This is a genomic window from Planktothrix sp., from assembly GCF_046067725.1.
GTDB lineage: Bacteria > Cyanobacteriota > Cyanobacteriia > Cyanobacteriales > Microcoleaceae > Planktothrix.
On sequence record NZ_JBJUDF010000188.1, the window covers coordinates 1 to 8,490 of the forward strand.

At 41.1% G+C, this 8,490-nt stretch carries 7 protein-coding genes; 4 read left to right on the forward strand and 3 right to left on the reverse strand.

Annotated elements, in window-relative coordinates:
- On the forward strand, nucleotides 1-215 hold a 215-nt coding region (locus ACKPEB_RS11605), incomplete at its 5' end, for a hypothetical protein (protein WP_408965054.1).
- Between the two features lie 1,269 nt (nucleotides 216-1,484).
- Nucleotides 1,485-3,962 carry an ATP-dependent Clp protease ATP-binding subunit gene (locus tag ACKPEB_RS11610; protein ID WP_408965055.1) on the forward strand — a complete coding sequence of 826 codons (2,478 nt, stop codon included), beginning with the start codon at nucleotides 1,485-1,487 and terminating at the stop codon, nucleotides 3,960-3,962.
- Between the two features lie 190 nt (nucleotides 3,963-4,152).
- Here ACKPEB_RS11610 and ACKPEB_RS11615 read toward each other — a convergent pair whose 3' ends face one another.
- Together ACKPEB_RS11615 and ACKPEB_RS11620 are read right to left on the reverse strand one after the other, a co-directional pair.
- Nucleotides 4,153-4,908: a CorA family divalent cation transporter gene (locus ACKPEB_RS11615; RefSeq protein ID WP_408965056.1), complete on the reverse strand. Its 756-nt coding sequence runs from the start codon at nucleotides 4,906-4,908 to the stop codon at nucleotides 4,153-4,155.
- 191 nt (nucleotides 4,909-5,099) lie between these two features.
- A complete protein-coding gene (locus tag ACKPEB_RS11620) occupies nucleotides 5,100-5,621 on the reverse strand; it encodes a hypothetical protein (protein ID WP_408965057.1) in 522 nt (173 codons plus the stop codon).
- Nucleotides 5,622-5,804: 183 nt separating this feature from the next.
- On the opposite strand from ACKPEB_RS11620, the gene ACKPEB_RS11625 reads away from it, so the two are divergent.
- Nucleotides 5,805-6,062 carry a hypothetical protein gene (locus ACKPEB_RS11625; RefSeq protein WP_408965058.1) on the forward strand — a complete coding sequence of 86 codons (258 nt, stop codon included), beginning with the start codon at nucleotides 5,805-5,807 and terminating at the stop codon, nucleotides 6,060-6,062.
- 227 nt (nucleotides 6,063-6,289) lie between these two features.
- Here the strand turns inward: ACKPEB_RS11625 and gatB are convergent, their stop codons facing one another.
- Nucleotides 6,290-7,777, reverse strand: coding sequence for an Asp-tRNA(Asn)/Glu-tRNA(Gln) amidotransferase subunit GatB (gene gatB, locus ACKPEB_RS11630; protein WP_408965059.1), 1,488 nt, complete (start codon nucleotides 7,775-7,777; stop codon nucleotides 6,290-6,292).
- A gap of 166 nt (nucleotides 7,778-7,943) precedes the next feature.
- Here gatB and ACKPEB_RS11635 point away from each other — a divergent pair.
- Nucleotides 7,944-8,490 (forward strand): L-histidine N(alpha)-methyltransferase (locus ACKPEB_RS11635; protein WP_408965060.1); only part of this gene is annotated, 547 nt, incomplete at its 3' end.

Genomic DNA, 8,490 nt, shown 5'->3' on the forward strand with positions numbered 1-8,490 from the left:
GGTGTATAGTTTTGGCAATGCCGACAGACCGAGATCAAGTTTGCAGACTCCATGTTCAGTTCCCCAAGAAGAATATCTATTTATTATTGTCAGGGATCAGCGAATCCGTTTTTTTTATCGGCAAACTTATATTCTGTCTGGGTTTGAGTTCGATTTTTATTGCCGTTTTACTTAATACTTCTTTTATTTTTGCTTTAAAATTAGATACACAATAAATTCAAAAAATTAAGAATTGTAAATTTGATAGAGCATACCTTAAACCGGATAAACTAAATGGGGATCAAGGTAAACTTTGGATTAAGGGATGGATAAACTCCGTAAAAATCCCGTTCACAAAAAATTGTAAACTGCCTAAAGATAGAGATCAAGAGAGCGACTTACAAAGACCTCGCACAAAGCCCACGCACTTCAGTGGTGGGATGTAGTGCGACCCCCTTTAGGGGGTGTGAGGGTTTTAATGTAATCCCTAAGAACTTCAGTTATTGATCATCCTTCTGATTCAGCATAGCTTTTGAGACGTTCATCTTCTTTCTCATTGACGTTAAACTGAGTTTTCTTTTCCCTTGACATACCAAGAGTGAAGACTCTACTCTAACAGTAGAGCAAGGATGTTCCTCGCTGATTAGGTCGGATGTTCCGACCTCCTTAAAAAAACAAGTTGCCAATGGCGAGAAAAAGGCAACCACTGTGATTATCCCTGTTGACTACAGAAAGCTCCGAAAAATCTTGGCAGAGCCAAAGACTGTATTTATTAAGTTAAAATAAGAAATAAAACCAACAATTTTTCCGTACTTTGGGTCGTCAACTGAGATGATTAATCACACCGTATAAAGTTTGATTTAACCTATCCCTATTCCCTTCCCTATTTTCTTTTCCCCTCAGTTCCCTGTTCCCTGTTGCAGCATTTTTTTCGGGATTTCATATAAGGTGCGTGTGCCGTGCTGATAGAGCCTATCGTGTCTTTCCCCACGCCCTACACCCCACACCCTTCTTGCTCTGTGCTAGAATCCATCATTAAACTCGATCCAAATCGAAAGTGATCCCCTGAGCCACAACACAGTTGAAGCTTGCACAGAGACAACCTCTATACAGAATCACAATTCCATTTAGAGTAAGCTGTTTCTATTCAAGTCTTGATCCCCGTCCTGATTTTGCCTATTCAGAATCAGCCATCGGGATTCAGACTCACCGTTGAGTCAGTCGTTGTGTCTAACTTTATCAAAAACAGTCGTAGCGCAGGATATTTTTTCCTGCAAAATCAATCTTCTCAGAATGTCTAGGAAGGTTGTAGGTCAACCCCAAGTTGGGCATATTCCCAGTTGAAGGAGACCAAGCAACGCCAACCTAGAACCTGACTAGCGCGAGAAATTAAAGTGCCAAAATGAACCCTTTCATTTTTTAGCAAACCTTTTAATTTTTCCGAAGTTAGGAGTCTCACGCTAAAATTAGCGTTACGGGTAAGCAGCAGGTGATGGGAATTAGCCATGTTTGAACGCTTCACAGAAAAAGCCATTAAAGTCATTATGTTAGCCCAGGAGGAAGCACGCCGCCTGGGGCATAACTTCGTGGGAACTGAACAGATCCTCCTGGGTCTGATCGGGGAAGGGACAGGCGTTGCTGCCAAAGTCCTAAAATCGATGGGAGTTAATCTCAAAGATGCCCGCATCGAGGTCGAAAAAATCATTGGTCGAGGTTCAGGGTTTGTCGCCGTCGAAATTCCCTTTACCCCTCGTGCCAAACGAGTCCTCGAATTATCCCTCGAAGAAGCTCGCCAACTGGGACATAACTACATTGGCACCGAACATCTTCTCCTCGGTTTAATCCGCGAAGGGGAAGGTGTCGCAGCCAGAGTCTTAGAAAATCTTGGGGTTGACCTCTCGAAAGTCCGTACTCAAGTGATTCGGATGTTGGGTGAAACGGCTGAAGTTGCTGCTGGTGGCAGTAACAGTCGCACCAAAACCCCAACGTTAGATGAGTTTGGATCAAATTTAACTCAAATGGCGGCAGAAGGCAAACTTGATCCGGTGGTCGGTCGCCAAAAAGAAATTGAACGGGTGATCCAGATCCTCGGTCGGCGAACCAAAAATAACCCGGTGTTAATTGGGGAACCAGGTGTCGGTAAAACCGCCATTGCGGAAGGGTTAGCCCAACGCATCGCCACTAATGATGTTCCTGATATTTTAGAAGAAAAACGGGTTGTGACCTTAGATATCGGGTTGTTAGTCGCTGGAACCAAGTATCGAGGGGAATTTGAAGAACGTCTGAAAAAAATCATGGATGAAATTCGCTCTGCGGGAAATGTCATCCTGGTGATTGATGAAGTTCATACTTTAATTGGAGCCGGTGCAGCAGAAGGGGCCATCGATGCTGCGAATATCCTCAAACCCGCCTTAGCACGGGGTGAGTTACAGTGCATCGGGGCGACGACCTTAGATGAATATCGCAAACACATTGAACGAGATGCGGCGTTAGAACGTCGGTTCCAACCCGTGATGGTGGGTGAACCTTCTGTTTCTGAAACCATTGAAATTCTGTATGGGTTGCGCGAACGCTATGAGCAACACCATAAACTGAAAATTTCCGATGAAGCGTTAGAAGCCGCCGCCAAGCTCTCAGATCGGTATATTAGCGATCGCTATTTACCGGATAAAGCCATTGACTTAATTGATGAAGCGGGTTCACGGGTTCGTTTAATCAATTCTCAACTTCCTCCGGCGGCGAAGGAACTGGATAAGGAACTGCGTCAAGTTCTCAAGGAAAAAGACGAGGCGGTGCGTTCCCAAGACTTTGATCGGGCGGGAGAACTGCGCGATCGCGAAATGGAAATTAAATCACAAATTCGTTCCATTAGCCAAACGAAAAAATCCGAAACTGTCCGCAGTGAAGACGATAGTCCCATTGTCACAGAAGAAGACATCGCCCAAATTGTGGCCAGTTGGACAGGAGTTCCGGTGAACAAACTCACCGAGTCCGAGTCCGAGAAACTGCTGAATATGGAAGGAACCCTGCATCAACGGTTAATTGGTCAGGATGAAGCCGTGAAAGCCGTGTCTCGCGCCATTCGTCGTGCCCGCGTCGGTCTGAAGAACCCGAACCGACCCATCGCCAGCTTTATCTTCTCTGGGCCAACGGGGGTGGGTAAAACCGAATTAACCAAGGCGTTAGCGTCCTATTTCTTCGGGTCAGAAGAAGCGATGATCCGCTTGGATATGTCCGAATATATGGAACGTCACACCGTTTCTAAGTTAATTGGGTCGCCTCCAGGGTATGTGGGCTATAACGAAGGCGGACAACTGACGGAAGCGGTGCGTCGGCGTCCTTATACGGTGGTGCTGTTTGATGAAATTGAAAAAGCCCACCCCGATGTCTTCAATATGTTACTGCAAATCCTAGAAGATGGGCGTTTGACCGATGCGAAAGGTCGGACGGTGGACTTTAAGAATACCTTGATCATCATGACGTCTAATATTGGATCGAAGGTGATCGAAAAAGGTGGCGGCGGTTTAGGGTTCGAGTTCTCCGAAAATGAATCTGATGCTCAATACAACCGCATCCGCAATTTGGTGAATGAAGAACTGAAACAATACTTCCGTCCTGAGTTCCTCAACCGTTTAGATGAAATTATTGTCTTCCGTCAGTTGAACAAGGAAGAAGTCAAGGAAATTGCGGTGATCATGTTAAAAGAAGTCTTCGGACGCTTGATCGAAAAAGGTATTACCTTAGAAGTCACCGACAAGTTCAAAGAACGGTTAGTTGAAGAAGGTTACAACCCCAGTTATGGGGCACGTCCTCTGCGTCGAGCCATTATGCGGTTACTCGAAGATAGTTTAGCAGAAGAAATTCTGTCTGGACGCATTAAAGAAGGAGATACTGCGGTGGTTGATGTGGATGAAAACGGTCAAGTCGTGGTGCTTCAAGGTTCTGCTGACCGGGAATTGTTACCCCAAGGCGCTGAGTCTTAATTCAGTTTAATTTTATCTTTTTTGAAACCCTTCTCTTAACAGGAGAGGGGCTTTTTTTGTTGTTGGGATTTAGCCCAATTCTCTAGTATAGCGCTACGCATTTAGGTTGCGATCGCTTTAACTTTCTGCTTAACTTGCTGGCGGGTTTGTTGGCTTATCTTATCTTCTCTACCTCCTGCTGTATTTTAAGTTATTTTATATCTCGTTTTAAATTCATTGCTAATTGATTAAAGCTTAATTGAGAAAATTTTCCTGTAAAAACCCATTGTCTGACGACTAAACCTAACCAAATTCCTGCTATAAATATTAGCCAAAACATGATGGGAGATTGGGTTTCAAAGCCACTTCTTAAGTTCATTCCAAATACACAGGAAATGGCGGTGAGGGGAAAGAAAATAGCAGCTAAAGTATTAAGACGATTTCCAGCTTGAGCGGCGGATTCTGTTTCGGTTGCTATTTTAAAATCAAGGGCATTTTTGGTGTTAATATAAAGAATATTTAAGGTGCGTTCAATTTCATAAGCCCAATCTCTTAAATCCAGAATATCTCGATCTTGAGGAATTGCTTCTCTGGCGGTTTGTAACGTTGCGTGTAAGTTTTCTGTTGCTAATTGTAAGGGAGTAATGGCTTCTAATAAGTTAAAATAATCCTCTGCGGTTTTAGCAATTTTATAGAATTGATTTAACTCTTCTTCGGCGGTCTGATATTCTTTCAGATGATTAGTTAATTGTTGAAATGCGACCCCCCCTTTACTACATTCCCAACGACTATCGGGTCTGCGCCAAAATAAGATTCCTTCTCGATGGCGATCGCTGGGTTTAGGTGCTTTATGTAATATTAAGACTAGATGATCATCGGCGACCATCGCCCGTTGTTTACCAAAACTTTTTTGACCAAAGCGATCGCTAATTGCTGAGGGAAGATTCCAAGTTGGGGGTAATTTCATGAGAGGAAAGGGAATAGGGAATTACGAATTACGAATTACGAATTACGAATAGGGAATAGGAAAAAAGAGTTTAGCTTTTAAGTTTTCTGTATTGGTTTTTGTCAATTATTGCTTAATTTAAGGATTATCTATTGACAGTTGAGAATTAACAACCTATCGTTAACTGTCAACAGATAATAGCCAAAGAACATCTATTTTTTATCTTTTTTTTCGGGAGGTTTTTCCGGTTTTACTTCAGCATCAGAAGACTTTAAGGCTTCATCTAAAATTGCTCTAGCTTCTTCAGCTTTTGCTCTCGCTTCTCGATAACGTAGATTAGAAACGGCGAAATTTTTTAACACCTTAAAACCATCTTTTAATTCGGTGACTTCTTCTACAGTTACAGGTTGATCAGTAAATAAAATATCAATCGCTTCTCGCACTTTCAGTGCTTCTTCCCGTGACTCCATTACTTTTAATTTCAGCGTCGCCAAATTACTGAGAATTTGTACTGCTTCGGAAATCGCATCCTCTTCTTCAATGGGGGTTTCATCAGGTTCTTTAACTTCGATAAACTGTTGCGGACTAAAACCTTCTTCCAATTCCGTTGGCAGTTTACCCGCATCCATCAATTCCATGAGTTTGTCCATCGCTTTCTCACGGGCTTGAGATGAATCTTTACCCCGGACGGTGAGAACGATTTCTGGACTTTGAGCAAGGGTGTAGCGAACCATATTGACACAAACTGCCTATCATAACGCTTGACAGCTATTGTAGCAAAGGTTGGGAACAGGGAATAGGGGAATTTAGATTTTTCCCTCTAGGTTTGATGATCAATCTAGGCTTTAACCGTTAAGAGGGACTGATCAAGGTTTAAGATTAAATGAGTTCATCTAATTTTAAGTTGAGTTAGGACGATGAAAGAACAATTTCTGAAATGGTTAAATCGCATTTTAGTGGCGGATGTCTTTTTAGTATTATTCAGTTTTTTTTGGTTAGTAGTTGCGGTTTTAGGACATTCTTTTAAAGTCAATCTTGGCTTAGATTTATGGTATAAACTTTGGGAACCTGTGTTTACTCCCGCTATTGGAATTTTAATGGGAGGTGCAATTCTCAGTTGGGTTATTAGTAAATTAAACCAATTATTTTTTACCCCAAAATCCGATGATTTTTGAACCCAAGGTTGGGTTTAGCCATTTTCAAACCCAACCTGTTAGGATATCAACTTATTTCCGACTCAATTAAGGAATAATCAAGAAAATTCCCCAAGCGAGAATAGACAAAATAAACAAAAAACTGAATCGCCAGTACAATCGATCTCGTTCGTATTTTTGCATGGCTTAACATCTCCCTAAAATCTAAGAAGAGTTGGGTTAAAGTTCATTACCCAACCTTCAGAAAGTTATGATTTTTTCAACTTTTCCCCTAAGAGTTGATTTGTGAGTTTCGGGTCAGCTTTTCCTGACGTTTTCTTCATAATTTGACCCACAAAAAACCCTTGAAGTTTGGTTTTTCCGGCGTGATATTGTTCAAGTTCTTTGGGATTTTCTGCTAAAACTTGATCAATAATTTCTGCTAAGGCTTTAGGATCGGATAATTGAATTAATCCTTTAGATTCCACTAAGGCTTTAGGAGAACCGCCGTTTGCTAATAATTCTGGTAAAATATCTTTAGCGATTTTACCGCTAATGGTTCCCGCTTCAATTAAAGCAATTAACTCGGCTAATCCTTCCGGTTTCAGGGCGATTTCAGTAATACTGCATTTTTCATTTTTCAAATAAGCCGTAATATCACCCATAATCCAGTTAACGGCTTGTTTAATAGTAGCACCTGCGGTAATTGTGTCTTCAAAATATTCAGAAACCGGACGATCATCCGTTAAGATTCGGGTATCATAGGGAGATAATCCTAATTCTGATTCATAGCGATGACGTTTAGCCGCAGGAAGTTCAGGTAATTGAGATTTCCAGGTTGTTAATTGTTCAACGGATACTTCAATGGGAGGAAGATCGGGTTCAGGAAAATAGCGATAATCGCTTGATCCTTCCTTAGTTCGCATACTAATTGTTCGTTGACTTCCTTCTTCCCATAACCGGGTTTCTTGAATGATTTTTTCCCCAGCTTCTATGGCTGCAATTTGACGTTCAATTTCATAATCAATCGCCCGTTGAATGGCGCTAAAAGAGTTCATATTTTTAATTTCAACTTTAGTTCCGAACTCTTTTTGACCCACAGGACGCACAGAAATATTGACATCACAGCGCAGAGAACCTTCCTGCATATTGCCATCACTAACGCCCAAATAACGCATAATTCGGCGCAATTCTTGAGCATATTCAGCCGCTTCTTGTCCTGAACGGATATCCGGTTCAGACACAATTTCTGCTAAAGGAATTCCGGCGCGATTATAATCAACCATTGAATAAGTTGAACCGGAAAGGCGATCGCTTCCTCCATGCACTAATTTACCCGCATCTTCCTCAATATGTAAACGAGTAATGCCAATTGTTTTACGAGTTGAACTGCCATCCTCATCGACAATTTCTATTTCTAAATAGCCTTTGGTAGCAATGGGTAAATCATATTGAGAAATTTGATAATTTTTGGGTAAATCAGGATAAAAATATTGTTTGCGATCAAATTTACTGTAAGAAGCAATTTCACAATTAAGGGCTAACCCGGCTTTAACAGCATATTCTAAGACTTTTTCATTTAACACCGGGAGGACACCGGGTAATCCCATACAAATCGGATCAATATTCAGATTGGGATCAGCCCCAAATTTGGTGGAGGAATTAGAAAAAATTTTGGTTTCCGTACTCAGTTGACAATGGGTTTCTAAGCCAATAATCGCTTCGTACTTTGTTTTAACAGGTGCAGTAGCAGTCATAGACATTCATCAGAGTTTTCTTAACAACTACTTTCTATTGTATATTTTTTTGTAGCTTTGAGTTTATCCGAAAAGGAATCAATGCTTAATTTTATCTAAAAATAGGTTGTAATGACCTAAGTCGGGTAAAATCTTATTTTTAAGCTGAGTTTTTATCTTGGATCTAATGCTAATTTCCAATTCTTCCACTGTCTCATCAGATGAGGCTATCCAGATTAACCCTCGTTTAAGAATTGAAATCTTTCGGGAACAATGTCCCATTGCTGCGGGTGAGGATGTGATCAACGGTCTGACCCAAACCCCAAAAACCTTACCGCCTAAATATTTCTATGATGATCACGGATCATTATTGTTTGAAAAAATTTGTGAATTACCTGAATATTATGTAACGCGGACAGAAACACAAATTTTACAAAATTATGCTTCAGAAATTGCCCATTTAACAGGCCCTTGTGAACTTGTAGAATTAGGAAGTGGAAGTTCTACAAAAACTCGAATTTTATTAGATGCTTATCAAGAGTTAGGTCATCCGCTTCATTATTTACCCATTGATATTAGTGGTGGAATTTTAGAACAAAGTGCCCACTCGCTTTTAAAAGAATATCCGACCCTTCATATTCATGGAATTGTCAGTACCTATGAAACCGCTTTAAAGCATCTTAATCCTTCCCCTTTACCCAACCGAATGATTGGCTTTATTGGTAGTACATTAG

Coding starts and splice junctions, on each gene's coding strand:
- ACKPEB_RS11610 (WP_408965055.1), top strand. CDS start 1,485: ATGTTTGAACGCTTCACAGAAAAAGCCATTAAAGTCATTATGTTAGCC.
- ACKPEB_RS11615 (WP_408965056.1), bottom strand. CDS start 4,908: ATGAAATTACCCCCAACTTGGAATCTTCCCTCAGCAATTAGCGATCGC.
- ACKPEB_RS11620 (WP_408965057.1), bottom strand. CDS start 5,621: ATGGTTCGCTACACCCTTGCTCAAAGTCCAGAAATCGTTCTCACCGTC.
- ACKPEB_RS11625 (WP_408965058.1), top strand. CDS start 5,805: ATGAAAGAACAATTTCTGAAATGGTTAAATCGCATTTTAGTGGCGGAT.
- gatB (WP_408965059.1), bottom strand. CDS start 7,777: ATGACTGCTACTGCACCTGTTAAAACAAAGTACGAAGCGATTATTGGC.